This window comes from Spirochaetota bacterium (genome assembly GCA_038043445.1).
Lineage (GTDB): Bacteria > Spirochaetota > Brachyspiria > Brachyspirales > JACRPF01 > JBBTBY01.
In genome coordinates this window covers 133,693-151,957 of sequence record JBBTBY010000013.1, presented here as the reverse complement: position 1 = coordinate 151,957, position 18,265 = coordinate 133,693, and the positions used below count along the sequence as shown (strand labels likewise).

Here is an 18,265-nt window from a genome sequence, read left to right as displayed (position 1 = left end):
CTCTGTTGTCCGTCACTTTTTCACATTGCCGCCGGCCCACCAGAAGGCCTTCTTGAACGCGGAGAACATGTTCGCGCTCGCATAGCGGTTCTTATCGTTGAGTTCCTGATACCCGCAGAGCCATGCCGTCGTACGTTTCTCGGTCGACCCGCCCGCACGCTTGATGAACCATCCGACAAGGAGCGCGCCGGCGACCACCGCGATAATGACAAGCGGTACCGCGGCGGACGCAAAACCGTTCATCCCCGGCACCGATACGATGACGCCGAACGATGATGCGGACACACGCTCGCCAAGCCCCGCAGTGAACAGCGCCTCAACGATGGACCCGTGTGCGGTCGCGAACGCGCGCGTAATGAGCGTAAATGCGATCGCCGGAAAAAAACCCTGCGCACAGATGATGAGCGCAAGCGCTATCTTCGGGAGAAGCAGCATGACAGGGACTTCGCGTATCGGTTTGGAGACGTTCCATTCGCTCCCTGCGGAAGCGAAACTCATGCCGAAGAATTTCACGTACGCCGCGAGTGTTATCGTGCTCGTAAAGAGCGCTATGATGCCCGCGACTACGAGCACTCCCACTTCGCTCCCGGCAAGGAGCGATGAGGATACTATCGTCCATTTGCTCGCAAAGCCGCTTAACGGCGGTATCCCTGCGATAGCGAGGGAGGCAATGAACGCGAGCACTGCGGTCACCGGCATGAACTTCATGAGCCCGCCGAGCTTGCTCAAGTCCTTGGTACCGGTAGCGTAGAGCACGCTCCCGCTCGTGAGGAAGAGAAGCCCCTTGAACACCGCATGGTTGATGACATGGTACACGGCGCCGATAAGCGCGATGACGGCGAACCCCTGCACGAATGCGCTCGTGCTGTGTATCATTGCCAGTGCCGCGCCGATGGCGAAAATGATATAGCCGAGCTGACCGATGGAACTGTAGGCAAGAAGCCGTTTCGCATCGTTCTGTTTCATCGACTGCACGGTGCCGATGAAGAGCGTCACCGCACCCATCACGGCGATGCCGATGCCCCAATAGTATCCGCTGAATCCTGCCACGCCGTCATGCGGTATCATCCAGAAGAACGTGCGAAGAAGTCCGTAGATGCCGGTCTTGAGCATTACGCCTGAGAGCATGGCGCTCACCGGCGAGGGCGCTACCGAATGCGCATCCGGGAGCCAGAGCTGCCCGAGCGGGAATACGCCCGCCTTGCAGCCGAAACCGGCGAAAAGGAGCGCGAACACGGCGATGATCCGTATCGGATCGGTAGCTGCGATCTTCCCGGTAATGACGGCAACACTGTCGCCGGGTTCTATCCCGTGAACGAAGAGCGTCGCACCGATGATGACGCCGTAAGCGAGTTCCATGAGGATAAGATATTTATTGGCGCTTGCGACATTGGCACGCTCGCGGTGCTCGAAGCGGATGAGGAAATACGAAGCGAGCGTCATGATCTGCCAGGCGGCGGTGAACCCGAAGGAGAGATCGTCCACCGTGACGACACCGATCATCCCGGCGATGAAGAGCGGGAACGCGATATAGTACGGCGCCGCGCTGTACTCCCGGTAATGCTCCATATACTTTATCGAATAGAACGAGCTTGCGATCGAGAGCACCGCAATGACGGTGATGAACACCGCGGATAACCCGTCGGCGAGGAACGGCACGGCGATGGGTCCGATATGGACGGTATGCTCGTACGGATGCCCGAGCAGTATGTTCGCACTGAATCCGATGAGCATGACCGCTCCCGCCGCGATGAACACGAAATGTATTACACCCGCAAGGAATCGTGAACGCGAGAACACCGGGGATATGACCGCGGCGGCGGCAAGCAGTGCGAGCGGGAAGAACGGATTATCGAACATCGGCGACCTTCTCCTTGCAATAGCGCGAAAGCATCTCGGCAACAGCGGCAGTGCTCTGTGCGACACGAGCGGTCATGGTGCTCCCGATATCGATATCCTCAGCCTCAATGCCGAGGAACCACACATCCTTGCCGTGCGAAGCGAGTATCGATACGGTCATGGAAAGCGCCGCCTTATGCGACGATACGCCCGCGGATTCCGCGATATCGGAAAAACGCGCAAGCACGATGGCGCCCGGCTCCGCACCCGTACGTACCGCATCGATGATAAGCACCTGCTCGGCATCGCTTTCGGCGATGGTGAACGCATAGTTCTCTATCACATCCTCGGCGATGACGACATCCGCACCGAGCGCTGCGAGATGCTCCGCAACGCGCACACCGGCACCGTCGTCGGCGCGCAGGGTATTACCCATGCCAACGATGGTCACACGGCGCGAGAATATATCGGCGAGCACTTCGTGCATCATATCTGCTCCCCGAGCGTCTTTATCTGATGGTAGGTATAGACGGGCCCGTCGGTGCAGACGAGTGTCCGGCCTATGGAGCAGTGCTGGCATTTGCCGATGCCGCACTTCATGTGCCGCTCAAGCGTCGATATGATGCTGTGTTCATCGAGCCCGCGGGAAAGGAGCTCCTTAATGACCGCGTTGAACATCATCGGGGGGCCGCAGACGAAGGCGACGGTATCCTTCACCGGTATATCGGCGTTCTTGATGAGGGTATGGACGAAACCCGTAGGTCCGTCCCAGCCGGGCATGGGATTATCGATGGCGATGAAAGTCTCGAATCCAGGGGCGGTCTTCCACTCCTTGAGATTGTACTGATACATGAGGTCGCGCGGGGTGCGTGCCCCGTAGAACATGAGTATGCGCCCGAATTTCTGATTGTTCTGCATGACATGCATTATCGAGGAGCGCAGCGGGATGATGCCGATACCGCCGCCGACATAGATGATGTTCTTGCTCTGAATATCCTCGAACGGAAAACCATTGCCGAACGGTCCGCGCACGCCGATCTTATCGCCCGGCTTGAGCTCATGGAGCGCATTGGTCACTTTGCCGGTGCGGCGTACGGTAAGATGGAACCGGTCGTTCTCCGGGCACGCCGGGAGGGACACGGCGAATTCCCCCGCACCGAACACGGTGCACATGATGAATTGGCCGGACTTGAACGCGAACGGCTTTTTTCCGGGGCGTTCATCGAAGGAGAGATAGAACGTTTTCACGTCGACTATCTCATCGCGAATTTCATCGACGGTGACTACTTCCGGTATGGTCGTATTATCGCTCATATCACTGACCCTTCTTCGTGATCTCGCGCCGTATATAGGTCACGACGTTGGGCATGCCGATATCACCGGGGCATACCCACGCGCAGCGTCCGCAGCCGACACAGCCGGGGCGCAGGTATTTCTTCGACTGCGAATAGGAGAGCTTGCAGAAAAAGCGTTTGCTCCGGCGGTCCTCCACGGGCTTGCGCGGGTTATGCCCGCCGGCCATGCGGGAATAGCCTTCGAAGGAGCAGGAATCCCAGGTGCGCGTGCGCTCGGCGGAATCCTTGCCGGTCACCGAATCGACGACGTTGAAGCACGAACAGCTCGGACAGACGAAGGAGCAGGCGCCGCATTCAAGGCATTGATCGCCGATATAGGTCCACGCCTTTTCATCGAAGAGGCCCGTCGTCACGCGGTTGACCACGCGTGATATCCACGCCTTATTGTCCTTCGCCGTTTTGGAAAAGAGCGAGAGCGACTTATCAACGGCTTTTTCCCTGTCGCGCTTCGCCGATTCGGGTGCGGATGCAAGCGAAAGCTTTTTCGCAAGCGTCTCTCCCTTCTCGCTCCCAATTTCGATGAGGTATTCATTGCCGAGGTCGGTAAGGTTCATATCGAACCCTTCGCGTGCGCTGGGACCGCTGTCCATGCAGGAACAGAAGCATTCGCGGAACGGGGTAACGCAGGTATTGGCGACGATGAACATCTTCTTCCGGTGATCGCGGTATACCTCGTCGACGAAATCCTGACCGAGATAGAAACGGTCGAGACACTGAATGCCGGTAAGGTCGCAGGCGCGTACGCCGAAAAGAGCCTTGGGCGAATTGTCGGTCTCGGGGGTGAACTTCACTTCCTGCTTCGCCTTGTCATACGCGTAGGAGAGCGTTCGGCCGAACTGCGGGAACACGACATGCTTGGGCGGCACGAGCGGGAGCGCGGCGGTAAGATTGATGCGCGCGAGGTCCTTTATCTGCGTGAACATGACCTGCAGTGTTTCGCGCTGCAGTGCCGGTGCGTAGAGCGTGTGTTCCTCCGCGAGCGCGGCGGCGATGTCGTTCACTTTGTCTTTTGCTATGCGGTACATCATCACACCTTCACTATGCGCACCGGAACGGTCGCATCCTCTCCGCGTTTCATCACGCTCTTATGCGCAAGGAAGAATCGCGTTACCATGTCGTCAACGAAATAGGCGACATATGCGGTATTCGGCTTCACCTTGTCGGTTATCTGCACCATCGCTTCCATCGAACCGTAGGGGGAGATGATCTTCACGTTCGCACGATCGCGCACGGTAAGCCGCTTGGCATCCTCGGGTGAAACGGCGACATACCCCTGCGGATAGAGGAGCAGCGTCGCATTGTATTCCCGGAGCGGGATAGTGGTCTTTTTCATCAGATTGTTCTGATGCCAGAAATGCTGTGCTTCGCCTATGACAAGCTGTACCGGATATTCCTCGCTCACCGGCGGCACCATAAAGCTCCAGTCGGTGGGAACGAACGTTATTTTTTTTGCGGCCTTTTCAATGCTGAACCGCGGTGTCCCGCCGGGATTATCCGCCGTACATGGCCACTGAATCCCGAAACTGTCGGTAAGTTTGTCGTAGCGAATATCGGAATACTCCGGTGTGAGCCGTGCTATCTCTCCCATTACGTCCGCAGGCGATGTGTACGTCCATGATGCACCGGCAGCCTTCGCGATGGCCGTATAAAGCTCCCAACCGGGCATTATCCCATCGAGCGGCTTTCGCTTCTCACGGAAGAGCTGCACGCGTCGTTCGGTATTGGTGAACGTACCGTCGCTCTCGATATAGGATGCGATCGGAAGCACAACATCGGCAAGGTCGGCGAACGGATTGTGATAGGTGCCGATATAAGCGACGAATTCTATCGCGTCTATCTCGTCGTGGTGACGTATCACCGTTTCATCGTGGTCGACGGCCACGAGCGCCTTAAGCCCGCGGCTTCTATCCATCAGGAGATCATCGATAGGCCGCCCGGGGCGGGCGCTCAGCCGAACATTCCATTCCTTGTTGAATTTGTCGCGCACCGCGGCATCAGTGATCGACTGATAACCGGTCAGAAGATCGGGCGCAATGCCCATATCGTAGCTGCCCTGCAGATTGCAGATGCCGGTGATCGGGTTCACACCGCATCCTTCCTTGCCGATCTTGCCTGCGAGCATGAAGAGATTGAAGAGATACCCTATCGTATCGCGGTCGAAACCGGATATTCCCGATGAGAAGAACGCCATCGCGGTCTTCGCGCGCGCCAATTCCCGCGCCGTTTCCTTAAGCGATTCAAGATCGATGCCTGTTTTCTCCTCGACCTCGGATTCCTTGAGGAAGGAGAGACATCCCACGAAGCCGTCATATCCTTCCGTCTGCCGTTTGATGAAATCCTCATCCGTGCGGCGCTCTTCAAGGAGCACGGTCGCCATATACGCGAGCGCGACCTTATAGGAGCCGGGTTTCAGCTGAATGAAACGGTCGGAAAGATGCGCTATCTGCGTATTGCGTGTATCGATGGTCACGAGCTTTGCGCCGGCGCGTGCGGCCATGTGCAGCTCGCTCCCGATGATGGGATTCTGCTTCGTTATGTCCGAACCGAGCACAAGAAGATATTCCGCGCGTGCGATATCCTCAAGCGATCCGATCATGCCGGCCATACCGGTGCCGGCGTGCATGACGTCGATGCTGTTGCGGTGGCCGGGGTCGGAATCGAGGCAGATGTTGCTGGTATTGAACACCGACCGGGCGAGCTTCATGAGGAGAAAATTCTCCTCGTTCGATGCCCGCGGCGACGCAAGGAAACCGGTGTTGTCAGCGGCGTCGTTCTTATAACGGGAAAGGTTCTCAACGAGCAGTGCAATAGCTTCTTCATACGTTGCCGGGACTAATACGCCGTCTTTCCGTATCAGGGGTGTCTTAATCCGTTCATTGCTGTTGATGAGCTCGTGGACATGCCAGCCGCGCACGCACAGCCGCCCCTTGCTTACCGGGTGATTGCGTACCGGAAATACGCCTGCAACATCGTTACCGCGCATATCGAGCATATGCGCGCATCCTGTGCCGCAGAAAGTACAGACACCGGATTTATAGCTCATTCTTCATTCCTGGGATCGATACGGGCGCGAACTATCGGGAACGCCCTCGCATGGATCGCTGATCTTCCGCGAGGGCTCTATCGTTGGTTCTGCGTAGGCCGGCTCATCGCTGCAGAAATAGTATAACGGAAGGCCGTGAATTGTCAATAAACATCCACCGGCTGAATATGACTATCATGCTTTTTCCGGACATGCACCCGAGCGCATAAAAAAAGCCGCCCGGCGGCGGCCGGACGGCTTGTCATGTTCTACTGTTCTCAGCGGCCGACGGTGATCTTCCCTTTGAACTGGGGCAGATAGTCCTTGTTCGCCTGGAACATCTCATTGACCATGGCGCGTGTCTCCTCCATGCTGAGGACAGCCGAGGTGAGCGGATCGAACAGCACTGCGTGGAAGACCTTGCGGGCATCGCCCTCGATCGCGCCTTCTACCGCAAGCTCTTCGCAGCGTGCGCTTATGTTATTGAGCACCGCGAGCTGCGCCGGGAGCGCACCGACATGCACCGGGTTAAGCCCGCGCTGTGAGGCGAATACCGGCACCTCGACGCAGCAGCCGTGGGGCAGGTTGTCGATGATGTTGAAATTGCGCACATTGCCGTTGAACTCGAACACAGCATTGTCGCCGAATATCGCGTTGAATATCGATGCAGCGTATTCGTGACCGCGCTCGAGCTTTACCGGTTTATCAAGTTCCTGCTTGATGAGATCTTTCCAGTCATGCATGCGCTTAAAGTAATGTTCGAGGATATAGGCATGATGCCCCGGATTCCAACCGGTACCGTTGGTGCAGTATTTTTCGATGAGGTCCTGGCGTTTTCTGAACCAGGCATTGTACTCGGAATTGTGCCCGCTCGATTCGGTCACATAGTAGTCGAGCGCGAGATACATCTCGTTGCGGACCTGTTCTTCATTATATATCTCAGGCTTCTCATTGATCGCCTTGCGGATGAGGGGATACGCATCCTTGCCGTTCCATTTGAAGTCGAGATAGAACGCCTGGTGATTGATGCCTGCGCAGAAGTAGGTTATCTCCTTCATCGGCGCGCCTATCCACTTGGCGAGCATGCCCGCTGTTCCCTGCACGGAGTGGCAGAGACCAGTGACGGACAGTTTCGGGAATTCGCTCTGCATGCCGCGGCAAAGCATGGCCATCGGGTTGGTATAGTTAAGCACGATCGCGTTCGGTGCATACTTCTCAACGTCACGCACGATATCGAGCATCGGCGGGAGCGTTCGGAGCGTGCGAAATATCCCCGACGGGCCGCGCGTATCGCCGACATTGATGTCTACCTTATATTTCTTCGGGATCTCGATGTCGGTGCGGAACACCTGCGGTCCGCCCTGGAGTATCGTGATAACGACGCCGTCGGCGCCCTTTATCGCCTCGACGCGGTCTTTCGTCGCGGTGACTTTCGCCGGATATTTTCCCGCGGCGACTATCTTCTCGACCGCCGCTTTTGTGAATGCAAGCCGCTCGTCGTCGATATCCATGAGCGCTATCGTCGCGTCCTTGAACGCGTCGAACGTGAGGATGTCGCGAACGAGACCGCGTGTGAAGCCGAAGCTCCCCGCGCCGATGAATGCGATCTTCTTAGCCATGATGGTTCTCCTTTTTATTTCACGCTCGCCCCTTCCCCTCTCTCACATCCCCGTGAGAGAGGGGAAGGGGTCGGGGGGATGGGGTGAGTGTTTATTTATACTTCGGAAGCATTTCTCCGTGTGCTGCAATGAGATCATCGCACATCGCCTTGATGTCGTCGATGGAAAGCTCACCCGCCGTATGCGGATCGAGCATGGCCGCGTGATATATGTGCTCTTTCTTTTTCGTAAGCGCGGCTTCGATCGTGAGAAGATGTACATTGATGTTCGTCATGTTAAGCGCAGCGCACTGCCGCGGGAGCATGCCGACATGCGTACCCTGTATGCCGTTCCGATCGACGAGACATGCGACTTCTACAACGGCGTCCGACGGGAGGTTCGTAATAAGCCCGTTGTTGAGCACATTCCCGCCGATGCGCGCCGGTTCATCGGTCTCCATCGCGTTCATGATGATGGAGCCATACTCATGCGACTTCTTATGCGAAAGGTTCTTGTCGTTGAGGAGTTCATCGCGCTGTTTTTTCCATCCGGCGATCTGGTTCACGCAGCGGCGCGGATATTCATCGAGCGGTATATTGTACTCCTCGATAAGGTCCGGATATTTCGCCTTGATCCAGTACGGCGAGTATTCCGCATTATGCTCCGACGATTCGGTGATGTAATGACCGACCGTAAGCATCATCGCATGGCGTACCATGTCGCCGTATTTCTTCGCCCCTTTCTTCCGCGCCTCGGCAAGCTTCTTCGCCGCGCGTTCCTTTATCTCAGGATACATGTCCTTGCCGCCGTCGGTTATCGACAGGAGCCACGACATGTGATTGATGCCCGCGATCTCCCACTGGAGCTTCTCCGGTATCGGCATCTCAAGACCTTTGAGGAGCCCTTCCGCGCACCCTTGCACTGAATGGCAGAGACCGACGGTCTTTACCGATGTGCCGCGGAGCATTGCACCGGTGAGCATGGACATGGGATTGGTATAATTGAGGAACCATGCATTCGGGCATACTTCTTCCATATCTTTAGCGAAATCAAGTAGTACCGGTATCGTCCTCAACGCACGGAATATCCCGCCTATGCCGAGCGTATCGGCTATGGTCTGACGAAGGCCGTATTTCTTCGGTATCTCGAAGTCGATGACCGTCGAGGGCTCATACCCGCCGACCTGAATGGCATCGACCACATAGTTCGCGCCACGAAGGGCGTTCTTCCGTTCGCCCACACCGAGATGCGCCGTGATCTTCGCCTTCCCGGCATTGACGTTCTTGTTGATGTTATCGAGCATGAGCTTCGACTCTTTCAACCGCTCCGCATCGATGTCATAGAGGGCGATCTCGGACTCGCACAATGACGGTGTCATCATCGAATCGCCGAGGACGTTCTTCGCGAATATCGTGCTCCCGGCGCCCATGAACGTGATCTTTGGCATGCATTCTCCTTTGGGATTGATGGGTACTAATATACGAGGGATGCTTGTCTGAAATATGTCATTTTGTTGTTTTTGTATGTGATTCTGTTGTCGTCCCAATGCCAGGGAAAACACCGTGAAATTGACGTTATGCACACTGCACATATAATGGCGGGATAAGGAGGCTCTGTGCGGCCGGATACCAGTACGCAGCGATTCATCGAAGAGCTCACGCGTTCCATACGCGAGCGCGGTCTCCAAGGACATGAGCGCATCGAGGGACAGGATGAGCTCGGGAAGAAATTCGGCGTATCCTATACGGTCGTACGTAAGGGCCTTAAGAAGCTCATCGAGCAGAAGCTCATCTATCGGATAAAAGGGAAGGGCACCTTTGTCGCGCCGCGCGAACATCTGGGGATAAAGAACTACATCGTCATAATACCGAATATCAATGCCGGGGGAATCATCCCCGATCTTTGGCAATCGATCATCGTGCTTTTAAAAGGGGATATCATTGCACATGGCTTTCTGCCGATCGTGTTTTCAAGCGCCGGCGATTTCTCCGAGATACGGAAAATGTGCTACGAGGACCAGATCAGGGCGGCGGTCTTTTTTGGGATAGATCCTGCGAAACCGGCGGTGCGTGATGCCGAGATCTTCCTGAAAAAACGGCACATACCCCTCACCTACCTTGAACAACGCGGCAAGAACACCGAGAGCACCGTCACCTTCGATGATGAGGCCGCCGGTGCGCAATGCGCTATGCATCTCGCTTCCATCGGTAAAAAACGGATCGCGATCATCGCGGATAAAAAAACCGGGGCGTTCGGCAGACGCATACACGGTTTTCTTTCGGAAGCAGAGCGGCATGCGGTGAACGCAACGCTCGTCATGTCATCCCCGCCCGACGTCATCACCCGTGAGCAGTGCCGCGCTTTCGACGGTATCGCTTTCCTGTACGAAGGTCTTGCATACTCAACACTTGCACTTCTCAAGGGATACGGCGTAAGGATACCGGATGATCTTGCCGTGATCACGATAAGCGGCTCCCCGCTTACCGCCCGTACCGACCCGCCGCTTTCCTCGTCCACTGTCCCGGTGGAGGAGATGGCTGCAGGGCTTACCGAGCGTATTTTCGCTCTGCTCGAGGGAAAACCACCGCTTTCACTCCTGCGTGTGACCCCTATCCTCATACCGAGGGAAAGCACCACGGGCAAGGCTCCTTGACAAGCGAGGGTTCTCTGAATATACTATTAAGTACTATGTTTATATTATAGATACTACCTCGGAGGCGACGATGATACCACGCAGCCTTGCGTTCTTCATAGCATCGATCGGCATGCTGGCCGCAGAAAACCTTATTGTGAACGGTGATTTCGAGGATGCCGCCGGGGATATGCCCAAGGGATGGAGTGCGGCGTCCTATGGCTCGCAGAACGAGACTGCCGCAGCAGCATCCGACGGCGCATTCATACGCGGGTCCATTTCGATGCACCTGAAGCACGCGAATGCGGAAAAAACGCCGGGGAGCAAAGGTGTCGTCATCCTGACCGAAAAGCCGGTAAGCGGCATTCAGGGCGGCAGCGAGTATACACTGACCTTTTTCGCCAAGTCGCCGTCCGCGGGGGGACTCGATGCATATTTCTACACCGGGGCCGGGAAAAAGCCGCATTTCTACAAGATGAAGTCCTTCATACTCAACGGGAATTGGACAAAATATACTTTCACGGCAAAGCTGATGACAGCCGATGACTGGAACGATCGCGACCTCTTCATCCGGTTCGATCTTCAGTACGGGGAAGCGTATATCGACGGCGTTGAACTCTCCGTTGCAGCTGCCGGCGGAAATACCGCCGTTGCCCCGTCAATACAGGCGTCAAAATATATGCTCGTCAATCCCGGTTTCGAGCTCGGATGGCTCGGCTGGGGCCCGCAGAGTTACCGTATCATGACCGCACCGTATGAGGAGAAGGAGATACCGTCGGCCATCGACACCGCGGTCAAGTACGAAGGAACGGCCTCGCTTCGGATCGAGCCCAACGGCTGCATCGGAAGCCGGCGATATAACGTTGAACCGGGAAAGACATATACCTTCTCATGCTATGCGAAAGCGGAGCCGGCCTCCGGGCAGAATAGAGCAGTACGTTTTTTTGTCATTACCCCGACATGGAATATATCGCAGAGAGCGTATACGGTAGGCAAGGATATTGGAACGGAATGGAAGCGTTATTCATTCCCGGTCAGCATTCCCGAACAAGGCGCGCCGTTCCGCAATACCGTGTACATCCGCATCGATTCGTCTGACAATACCGTCTGGGTGGATGCGGTGCAGATAGAAAAAGGAGATATGACCGCGTATCAGTCCGGTCTGCAGGCGGGCATATTGACGAAGAACGAACTCGGTCTATTTCAGCTGGCAAAACCGGAAGAAGTTTCCGTCGCGCTCGCATCCTCGGGCGGCATTGCGCGTGATGTGACCGTATCGCTCGTTTCCCGCGATGTGCAGTCGAACGTTCTCTGGAAAAAGGACATCCCGTTCGCTGCAACAAAAGATGAACTATCGCTCAAGCCGCTTATGCTCGATAATTCGGCGCTCGGTGTATTCGAGACGACCATCACCGTTGCTGTTCCCGGCGAAACGCCGCTCTCGGTGAATTCATGGCGCGCGTGCGTCATCAGCGGTGCTCCGGAATCGGCGAAACAGAATGCGCTCTTCGGCACGGAGAACACCATCGGCGGGACTCCGGCATGGCTTGAGGAATGGAATGAGCGCATGGCGAACATTGCAGGCTCCGGATTCTCTCGCGTCTTTATCTGGCAAGGCACGGTCGATGACGGCGCCGACCCTGTCGTTCTTGAACGCCTCAAAATGCAGCTTGCGCGCAAAAAGGCGAGCGGAAAGATCGTCATGATATGCGTCGGCACGCCGCGGGGGGCTAAGATACATCACGCCCAGCCGCTCAACGATGATATCACCGAAACCATGGTAAACGAAGAGACCGCATTGTATGCAGCACACGCGGGAAAAATAGCCGCTGCGCTCACCGATACGGTCGACTACTATCAGCTCCTCAACGAACCGAACATATGGACAGCCCATTCCGGGTCGAAAAAAGGTACGCGATTCCTCCCGGCGGAGCGCTATCAGCGATTCATCCGTGCCGGTGCCGCCGCCGTGCGTGCAGCGTATCCCAAGGCGAAGATCGCTGCGAACATCAACGGCATCGATGTCAACTATGTCGATGCACTGTTCGCTGCCGATGCCGCAAAAAGTATCGATGCATTCACGTTCCACTCCTACCGTATGGCGCCGGAGAATCCGTCCGTATACGATGATATCAAACGCCTGCGTGTCATCATTGATAAATATGCCAAGGGCATGCCGCTCTACAACGATGAGCAGTATTTCGGCATGCGGGACATGATCGCGCATTCCGGCGAGGATGACAGGGACTACTACAGCGACACCGAGGAAGAGCACACAGGGCGTCTCCTGCAGAATTATCTGCACCATATCGCCGCCGACCGCGTGCCTCATGCACAGTTCGCCGTGGGATCAACGCTCTACCGCTTCGGGATGAGCAGCCCGGTCTACTTTTACCATGCCTTCAGCGGCTACCGTTTCATGAGCCAGACGCTTTTTGACATCAAGGCCTCGTCAGCGCTCGATGTGAACCCTGCAGTGCGGGCATTCCTCTTTGAGCGTGCGGACGGCGTGAAGATAGTCTCGCTCAATACGCGCATGCATACCGTACGCGGCGGTATACGCAATGCAGCCGCCGACGCGGTATACGATATGAACGGCAACAGGATAAACACACCGGATATCCCCATCTCCTTCATCCCGACCTATCTTTCGTTCAAAGCAGGAACGAGCGCGGATGCCGTGCTCACCGCACTGAAGCGCGCCGACCTCTATGGATTCGATGCACCGATACGGCTCACCTTCGACATCGATGGCGGGTCACTCGTCATGAACGTCGAGAATTGCGTGAACAAGCCCCTTACTGCATCGGTAACATTCAAGAAAGTACCGAATGGATGGCAGACGCCGGCCCCGGTGACCGTTTCTGCGCTCGCTGAACGAGCAACGAAGCGATTCACGTTCCCGGTGACCGAGGAGCCGATATGGGACAGGGAATACGCGGTTGAATATACCGCTTCCGCGGGGGATAGTATTCTTTCAAAACGGGTAAAGCTCCCGTCGATGAATATTCCGCGTGCCGCCGTGGTCATAGACGGGGATTTCTCCGATTGGAAGAATGTGCCGTCGTATATGCTTGGCGAAGATAATCTGTCTGCCGATTTCTCAGGCGGAAAGATGGCTCACGCCGGACCGGCGGACTGTTCTGCGGCATTCCGCTTCGCATGGGACGATGCGAACTTTTATATTGCGGTCAAGGTGACGGACAGCGTATTCTTCACCGGCAACGGTGATGAAGGGCAGTTCTGGGGAAATGATTCCGTGCAGTTATACTTCGACATGCAGAATGACGACGGGAAGTTCTACGATGCGAATGATGCGACATACTCGGTCGGTTTCAACAAAAACGGCGTGCCGGTCGCATATCTCGATAAAGCCCCGACGGGGCGCTATGTAGGCGCGAACAATGTCGACCACGGGATCGATGACGCGGTAAAAGTCGCGTGGAAGAAAACAGCTGACGGGTATGCGCTTGAAATGGCGTTCCCGAAGGAAACACTTCCCTATATGACATTAAAAGAAGGGTCCGTGTTCGCCGTGTCCCTGCTTATCAATGACAATGACGGCGAGGGCAGAAAACAGGGAGTCACGCTCGGGCCGAAAGGCACGGAACCGTTCGGGAAGCCCGTGCTCTGGAAAACAGTGAGACTGAATAAATGACCGCAGCCGCGACGGGGAACGCCTCTCCGCGCATGGACCTGAAAGACGCGCTCAGTGCTGTCGGCGACGGTGATCTCCTGACGGCAGACGGCGCAACGCCCGAGGGTATGCGGGAGGCTTCACTTTGGAATATATACTGGGCCCATTCGCAATCGGTCATTCCGTCCGGAACGCTCCCCTTCCTGCTGCCTTCGGCGATTCGAGAGAATTGGCGTAACTGCTCATGCCCCGGCGAGGTGCCGGATGAATTGCTCGATGCTGCCGCGGCGATACAGGAACACACCGCGTTACGGGCGTTGGTATGGCATATGTGGTGGATGGGTTTTCACGCCCCGTCCCACCCCGGCATAAAAAAGAAACCGTATTTTTCTGCATTCTTCACCGATCGCGGTGTGGTGTATCTCGCCATTGCCCTCGATCTGCACCGACTGCTCAGCGAATACCACCGAGCACAGCGCATCGACCCCGAGATCACCCGCGATACGTCACGGCAGGTCGCCTGCTTTGCCGACAATTATCAGCGCGCGTGCCGAAAGCTCGGGATATTCGCGAATCAGTTCTTCTGGCTTTATCATTATCTTCATGAACCGTATGTTCGCCTCGGCCGTCTGGAATTCTGGTATCGCTCATTTCCCAAGAATATACGTGTGCTTCGGCGACGAACATCAGGCGAGCATGTCATTTTGTCTGCACCGGGCCTTACTTTTGACGGGAACGGACAGACAACGCTTCCCGGCGCTATTCCCGGTACCGACGGATGCTGGCAAAGTACGCAGGAGTATATCGGCGGTGTATGGCGTGGTAACCGGGTAGCGAAGGACGGTATCGTCGAATGCACGGTAAGTGAATATGCGGATGCGGATTATGTATCCATCCTGGGTACAGGAAGCCCGGTAGTTGATATTCATATCCCGAGCGGCGGCGGCTTGAGCGTTGAGGCTTTGCATGACAGTTTCGCGCGGGCATATACCTTCTTTGCCCCGCGCTATCCACAGGCACCGCCGGTTGCTGCTGTCTGTTTTTCATGGATGTTCACCCGGGACGTTCATGCCATCATGGAACCTGCAGCGAATCTGCCGCGTGTCCTGCGGGAACTGCAGCTCTATCCCGTCGATCAGGCAAGCCCCAACGGGCCGGCACATGTATTCATGCAGGATGCACCGTTCTCGCTCGCACATGCCGCACGGGATTCCAGCCTGCAGCGCTCGATCATAGCGTGGCTTGAAGCGGGTAATCCCTGGCGCAGCGGCGGCATGCTGCATATGTTCGAGAAATGATGCAGCGCGTGTCGTCTGCATGATCGTGTAGCCTTTCAACTGTTCGTAAGGAGTGTTATTCCCAATGGGACTTGTGATAGTCGAACTGCCGAATCTGGTTTACCCGATATCATTGATCATTGATGACGGCATGCCGATAGTTACGCCGCGGCGTTGCGCGGATATTGTCAACGGAAATTGCGCCGAAAAGAACGATGTCGATCCTTGGGATATAATGGATGGATTGCTGTCCCTCACCGCTGAATTCGGCGTCAAGGGTAAATTATCTCTGGTGCCATACCGCAAGGAACTCGGGATGATAGACATGCTCACCGACCCTGTCATAAAAGAGCACTTGAGCGATTTTACCGCGGTGATCCGTGAAAAGGTCATGCCGCACTACGATATCACCCCGGAGATAATTTCCCATGGACCAGTCATCGATATTGTAACGGACCTTCCGATAGCGCGTCAATACACCGAAAAAGATGGTGTCGATAGTACTGTCCGCCCTGAGCTTCTCAACGAAGCGCGATGGTCGCAGACCCAGGACGAAGATACGCTTGAGAAGTATATAGGCCGGGCATTGACGGCGCTTAAGAATGTCGGGGTCATCGCCAATGGTGTCACTTCCCCGTGGGATTTCGGCATTGCGAATGAAGCGGCATACTCCCGCGCTGTGGGAAATGCCTTACGGCGGGTGAATGACATCAGCGGCGGATGGTATTTTCTGCATACCCCGACCAATGATGATCTCTCCCCGCGCTTACAGTCCTTCGAGTGGTCATCCGGGTCATACGTGGTCAGTATCATGGCATCGGGTCATATGGTCGACATGACCGTAGCCGAACGCGTCGGTCCCGATCCTGACCGTCAGGCGGATGTCTATCTCAGCGCGGACGGCGCCGCCGGCGCAATGGCCGATCTGATACACGGTAAGAGCCCCGTCATTCTCTGCGGGCACTGGCAGTGTCTGGAGAAAGGCCTTGCGGTCTACCGCGAGGTGTTCCGCCGCCTGGCGCTTCATCACGGAGCAAAGGTGCAATGGATGACCTGTTCATCGATAGCCCGATACTTTGCCGCGGCAAAAACATTCCGGGTGGCGCGCAGCAATGGCGGGGACATTCTCCTCGAATCAGCCATCGAATGTCCTGATTTCACGATTCGCATGCCCATGGACAGGGCCGTGCGTCAACTGATGATACATGGCGTTGTGCTGGAACGGGATGATAATTCCGGATATTTAGCGAATGGAAAATGGCGTCAGACGGATGGCGTTCTCTACATATGCTTCGATCTGAAAAAGAGAACGGTGATCTCTGTTCAATTCGAAGGACAGTGACCGATCACACGTTCCGTGATCCGCCGATAGACGGGACCGCGCGGCTTTTACGCTAACGGCATCCGAATTCAGCCGGTGTCTTTCCCGTATGCTTCCTGAAATCGGCGCTGAAATGCTGCGATGATGAATACCCGCACTCAAAAGCGATATCGGTGATCGGCATGTCCCGTTTCGCGAGGAGTCGCTTCGCAGTACTGATGCGCACGCTGTCCCGATATTCCTTGGGACGCATGCCGGTGGTGCGGCGGAATATGCGCTCGAAATGCTCATAGCTCACGGGGATACGTCCCAAGAGCACGCGCAAGCCGACCGCTTCCGTTGCCGCATCCCTGATTATCTCCTTTGCAAAACGGACGAGGGCTGCGTTCCCCCGTTGTGCATGCTGCGGGGCGCATCGTACATATACGAATCGGCAGAAGAGATCGGCCATGGCACTGATCATCACCGCTTCGTGCGGCCTCGGGGCGATGAGCTCGCTGAAAAGATAGCGCCCCATGCTGTCAAGAATATCCTCACGGAAAAGTATCATCGAACGCTTCATCGCTATCGACTTCCCTGACCGCGGCATGATGACGAAAAAACCCCGGTACCCGTCCGGGCATGAGAGGGCAAAACGAGTATGCGGAAAAAGGACAAGCGTTTCCCCCGGATGAATACGTTTCACCGCGCCATGTTCATGAAGGCAGAGTACGCCCTCGCGGACCTGTATTATCTGCCTGAGATCGTAATCATCGCTTGCAAAGCGGTAGCCGCTCTTCCTGTCCTTGATACCGATCATTGTTTTCATGGTGTGATTATACAGCGGAGGGGGATACGCGGTCAAGACGGACCGTGCCCGGTGCATGCACGAACGGGAGGGTCGACCGCTCGGAATAACAGCGGCAATTGACATCCATGGTGTTTGCGATATAGTACCAGTAAGGATCATCAATGAACGTACGTTCCCTTATCCTGTTCTCGACGATATTCCTCATGGGCTGCGCCACACCCAAGACCATACGCATGCTCAAGGATATCGAACCGGTGTTCAACGAAGTGAGCGCCCAGACGACGCCCGATATCGCGCGGTTCCTCGAAGCCACCGAAAGCGGCGACCGTGAAGTCCGCGCGGAAGCTGTTTTTACCCTCTCGAAATTCGCCAGGCGCCTCGCTCCCCTGTCGCCCTCACGCGAACGCGTCGAACGCCTCCTGCTTAAGCTTGCAGAAACGGATTCGGATTTCAATGTGCGCTGCATGGCGGTATTCGGTATCGGGGAATACGCCATCGATAAGAAGGAAGCGATCCCCGTGATTAACCGTTCACTTGCCGATGTGTCACGCCAGGTGATGATTGAAGCGACAAAGGTCGCACGCATCTATAAGGACGAATCATCGCTCCTGCCGCTGCTGGCGAATCTGCGCACGACCGGACGCTGGCTCAAGATGGAAACGATACGCACGCTCGCGTACTATAAGGACAAGCGCGTCGATGATGCGTTCCTGCAGATAAAGAACACTGACGATGACATCGGTGTGCTGGAAGAAATAACGGCGGCAATGGCGAAACGCTAGCACGCCCGCTTG

General features: G+C 56.0%; 13 protein-coding genes. 5 read left to right on the top strand and 8 right to left on the bottom strand.

The features are described 5' to 3' along the window. Nucleotides 1-12 precede the first annotated feature (12 nt). The 7 genes from AABZ39_02325 to AABZ39_02295 form a co-directional block, all read right to left on the bottom strand. Entirely contained in the window at nucleotides 13-1,860 is a 1,848-nt protein-coding gene (locus AABZ39_02325) for a proton-conducting transporter membrane subunit (GenBank protein ID MEK6793586.1), read from the bottom strand. After that, the gene (locus tag AABZ39_02320; GenBank protein MEK6793585.1) at nucleotides 1,850-2,329 is read right to left on the bottom strand and encodes a hydrogenase maturation protease; all 480 of its coding nucleotides are present in this window, start codon (nucleotides 2,327-2,329) and stop codon (nucleotides 1,850-1,852) included. Before AABZ39_02320 ends, AABZ39_02325 begins: the two co-directional genes overlap by 11 nt. Then, complete coding sequence (locus tag AABZ39_02315; GenBank protein MEK6793584.1) at nucleotides 2,326-3,153, bottom strand: FAD/NAD(P)-binding protein; 828 nt, start codon at nucleotides 3,151-3,153, stop codon at nucleotides 2,326-2,328. The genes AABZ39_02320 and AABZ39_02315 overlap by 4 nt, the downstream gene beginning before the upstream one ends. 1 nt (nucleotide 3,154) lies before the next feature. Continuing rightward, complete coding sequence (locus AABZ39_02310) at nucleotides 3,155-4,219, bottom strand: 4Fe-4S dicluster domain-containing protein (GenBank protein ID MEK6793583.1); 1,065 nt, start codon at nucleotides 4,217-4,219, stop codon at nucleotides 3,155-3,157. A gap of 2 nt (nucleotides 4,220-4,221) precedes the next feature. Then, nucleotides 4,222-6,237 carry a molybdopterin-dependent oxidoreductase gene (locus tag AABZ39_02305; protein MEK6793582.1) on the bottom strand — a complete coding sequence of 672 codons (2,016 nt, stop codon included), beginning with the start codon at nucleotides 6,235-6,237 and terminating at the stop codon, nucleotides 4,222-4,224. 257 nt (nucleotides 6,238-6,494) lie between these two features. Then, entirely contained in the window at nucleotides 6,495-7,835 is a 1,341-nt protein-coding gene (gene melA, locus AABZ39_02300) for an alpha-galactosidase (GenBank protein ID MEK6793581.1), read from the bottom strand. 91 nt (nucleotides 7,836-7,926) lie between these two features. Continuing rightward, a complete protein-coding gene (locus AABZ39_02295) occupies nucleotides 7,927-9,261 on the bottom strand; it encodes an alpha-glucosidase/alpha-galactosidase (protein ID MEK6793580.1) in 1,335 nt (444 codons plus the stop codon). 168 nt (nucleotides 9,262-9,429) lie between these two features. On the opposite strand from AABZ39_02295, the gene AABZ39_02290 reads away from it, so the two are divergent. From AABZ39_02290 to AABZ39_02275, 4 genes are all read left to right on the top strand, one after another. Continuing rightward, complete coding sequence (locus AABZ39_02290) at nucleotides 9,430-10,467, top strand: substrate-binding domain-containing protein (GenBank protein MEK6793579.1); 1,038 nt, start codon at nucleotides 9,430-9,432, stop codon at nucleotides 10,465-10,467. Nucleotides 10,468-10,537: 70 nt separating this feature from the next. Next, nucleotides 10,538-14,104, top strand: coding sequence for a sugar-binding protein (locus tag AABZ39_02285; protein ID MEK6793578.1), 3,567 nt, complete (start codon nucleotides 10,538-10,540; stop codon nucleotides 14,102-14,104). Continuing rightward, entirely contained in the window at nucleotides 14,101-15,381 is a 1,281-nt protein-coding gene (locus AABZ39_02280; protein ID MEK6793577.1) for an acyltransferase domain-containing protein, read from the top strand. Before AABZ39_02285 ends, AABZ39_02280 begins: the two co-directional genes overlap by 4 nt. A 64-nt stretch (nucleotides 15,382-15,445) precedes the next feature. Continuing rightward, a complete protein-coding gene (locus AABZ39_02275) occupies nucleotides 15,446-16,702 on the top strand; it encodes a hypothetical protein (protein ID MEK6793576.1) in 1,257 nt (418 codons plus the stop codon). A 52-nt stretch (nucleotides 16,703-16,754) separates the two neighbouring features. On the opposite strand, the gene AABZ39_02270 is transcribed toward AABZ39_02275, so the two are convergent. Next, on the bottom strand, nucleotides 16,755-17,489 hold the full coding sequence (locus AABZ39_02270) for a helix-turn-helix transcriptional regulator (GenBank protein ID MEK6793575.1): 735 nt from the start codon (nucleotides 17,487-17,489) through the stop codon (nucleotides 16,755-16,757). Between the two features lie 143 nt (nucleotides 17,490-17,632). Between AABZ39_02270 and AABZ39_02265 the strand changes: the two genes are divergently transcribed. Further along, nucleotides 17,633-18,253, top strand: a complete 621-nt coding sequence (locus tag AABZ39_02265; protein ID MEK6793574.1) for a HEAT repeat domain-containing protein — start codon at nucleotides 17,633-17,635, stop codon at nucleotides 18,251-18,253. Nucleotides 18,254-18,265 lie beyond the last annotated feature (12 nt).

Coding starts and splice junctions, on each gene's coding strand:
- AABZ39_02325 (MEK6793586.1), bottom strand. CDS start 1,860: ATGTTCGATAATCCGTTCTTCCCGCTCGCACTGCTTGCCGCCGCCGCG.
- AABZ39_02320 (MEK6793585.1), bottom strand. CDS start 2,329: ATGATGCACGAAGTGCTCGCCGATATATTCTCGCGCCGTGTGACCATC.
- AABZ39_02315 (MEK6793584.1), bottom strand. CDS start 3,153: ATGAGCGATAATACGACCATACCGGAAGTAGTCACCGTCGATGAAATT.
- AABZ39_02310 (MEK6793583.1), bottom strand. CDS start 4,219: ATGTACCGCATAGCAAAAGACAAAGTGAACGACATCGCCGCCGCGCTC.
- AABZ39_02305 (MEK6793582.1), bottom strand. CDS start 6,237: ATGAGCTATAAATCCGGTGTCTGTACTTTCTGCGGCACAGGATGCGCG.
- melA (MEK6793581.1), bottom strand. CDS start 7,835: ATGGCTAAGAAGATCGCATTCATCGGCGCGGGGAGCTTCGGCTTCACA.
- AABZ39_02295 (MEK6793580.1), bottom strand. CDS start 9,261: ATGCCAAAGATCACGTTCATGGGCGCCGGGAGCACGATATTCGCGAAG.
- AABZ39_02285 (MEK6793578.1), top strand. CDS start 10,538: ATGATACCACGCAGCCTTGCGTTCTTCATAGCATCGATCGGCATGCTG.
- AABZ39_02280 (MEK6793577.1), top strand. CDS start 14,101: ATGACCGCAGCCGCGACGGGGAACGCCTCTCCGCGCATGGACCTGAAA.
- AABZ39_02275 (MEK6793576.1), top strand. CDS start 15,446: ATGGGACTTGTGATAGTCGAACTGCCGAATCTGGTTTACCCGATATCA.
- AABZ39_02270 (MEK6793575.1), bottom strand. CDS start 17,489: ATGAAAACAATGATCGGTATCAAGGACAGGAAGAGCGGCTACCGCTTT.
- AABZ39_02265 (MEK6793574.1), top strand. CDS start 17,633: ATGAACGTACGTTCCCTTATCCTGTTCTCGACGATATTCCTCATGGGC.